Raw genomic sequence first — 1,968 nt, 5'->3', positions numbered from 1 at the left:
GTAGAGTAGAGCCTGACAGCCCTACATGTTGCTATAAATATAGCGAAATAGAACTGCCAGCGCCCCCTTCATCAAACCGTGCATGAAGTTTTCCCTCACACGGCTTACCGATAGCATTCTTATTCAGCTTTTGAGAGTGTCTTTAAACGCGCATATTCTTCCAGATCTAGCAGGCCATAAAACTTAACCAGATTCTCGTAGGGTCGCTGGCGTAGCTTCCTATGCGCTTTTCGACCTTTACCCTTCATCCATTTGTAGAGCTTGTAAGACAGATGTTGTTTAATCACCCTTATGGTGTCCCATATGTGGCTGACTTTACTGATAGAAAAGTAGTTTAACCATCCTCTCAGTACAGGGTTAAGCTTCCATACGATCCATTCTATTGTCCAATGCTTGCGTTTCCTGAATAGCTCTTTGAGTACAGAAAACAGCTTGCTTCTGGACTTTATGCTCGGCTGTATGTTGGTATAGTTCCGGTGGTTCCATGTAAACTTTGATGGAATGCTCCGAAACTCAAACCCAAGGAAAAATAGACTGCTCTTGTTAATGTGAAGTAGCCTGGTCTTCTCCTTATTCAGCTTTAACCCCATGTTGCTCATTATCTGATCGATGTACCTCAATATACTTTTACTGAAGTACCACTTACCCATGAGCAACCAGTCATCAGCATAGCGCACCATGCGGATGCCTGCCCTGGCAAACTTTCCATCTGGATTGTTCACAATCCTATCAAATGCGTGTAGGTAAATGTTGGACAGCAGAGGTGAGATGACGCCACCTTGTGGTGTTCCTTCTTTGCTGCTTTCCAGTGTACCATCCAGTAGTTGTACTGGAGCTGTCAACCACTGCTGGATTAGATCCAGTATCCCTCCGTCCTTAACGCGTTGCTTTAAGAGCTTGAATAACTTTCCATGCGGGATCGTATCAAAGTACTTTGATAAGTCTGCGTCATAAACAAATTTATGACCTGCATAAATGTTCTCCTTTACTTGCCTTATAGCATCTCTTGCGCTCTTCTTTGGACGAAAACCGTAAGAGGTCTCACAAAAATCGGCTTCCCATAGGGGTTCAATAGCCATCTTAACGGCCATCTGCACCACTCGATCCCGGATCGTGGGAATGCCTAGTTTCCGATATTCTCCTTTGGTTTCTTTGGGGATCAGCACCTGCCGAACAGGACTGCAGCGGTAACGTCGGACTTGCAAGTCTTGCTGGATCTTTGTGAGGAAATCCAGTACTCCGCCTTCCTCAATCGCAGCGAAACTTTGCCCGTCTACTCCTACACCTTTTGAGTAGTTGTGTTTTACTCGATGGTAGGCCGTCAATAGAAAATAGTCCTGACATATCTTATCATACAGACTATACCCTTTGAAGCCTTTTTCTCTCTTGGCTCGAACATATAGCTTCCTTTGTAAAACACGAACTCTCTCGTCGCTTTCCGACGGACGTGCTAATAGACTCTCGTCAATACATGTCGTTCTGTTTTTCATTGTAAGCTTTGCTAAAGTAGAGCCCCTTCCCTGATCTGAGTTATGTTGTCTCAGGTGTCATTGGTAATATGGGCTCCTCCGACTTCTTCTATTCCTGCCTAAAACTTCGTACTACTTATATCCAGACATTTAAGGTTGCCAGCCTTTTAGAACAGAAGATCTCCCACGTTTGCCACAAATCCATCTATAATCACGCCATCCCTATTACTCCGGTAGTTCACTGAAATTCATATGACTGTTTATCCTTTCAGTGTGACAGGGTTCGATATCGTCAACAATCTCCCCAAACTACAGGCTAAGCTATCTCGAAGCTAATATCGGGTTCACGCGTAAAGCATTACGGCTTGATTATTCGAATTCCAGAGCTCCAGCGGGCAGCTCGCGCTGCATACTGTCCAGTCTTCTTCAGGGTGAACAGACAATTGCCCTGTTGGGATTTACACCCATTGGATTTGTACCACTTCGTGGCACACTAACG

1 protein-coding gene is annotated in these 1,968 nt (G+C 44.8%); it reads right to left on the bottom strand.

What is annotated here, in order from left to right; genetic code table 11:
* Positions 1-119 precede the first annotated feature (119 nt).
* Positions 120-1,490 carry a group II intron reverse transcriptase/maturase gene (gene ltrA / locus C7460_RS23375; RefSeq protein WP_115870558.1) on the bottom strand — a complete coding sequence of 457 codons (1,371 nt, stop codon included), beginning with the start codon at positions 1,488-1,490 and terminating at the stop codon, positions 120-122.
* Positions 1,491-1,968 lie beyond the last annotated feature (478 nt).

The sequence above is a fragment of the Marinoscillum furvescens DSM 4134 genome (genome assembly GCF_003386095.1).
In the GTDB taxonomy this organism is placed as follows: Bacteria; Bacteroidota; Bacteroidia; order Cytophagales; family Cyclobacteriaceae; genus Marinoscillum; species Marinoscillum furvescens.
This window is presented reverse-complemented; position numbering and strand designations above follow the sequence as displayed.

Bases quoted from the DNA above. Each gene is read 5' to 3' on its own strand.
- ltrA (WP_115870558.1), bottom strand. From the start codon at position 1,490: ATGAAAAACAGAACGACATGTATTGACGAGAGTCTATTAGCACGTCCG.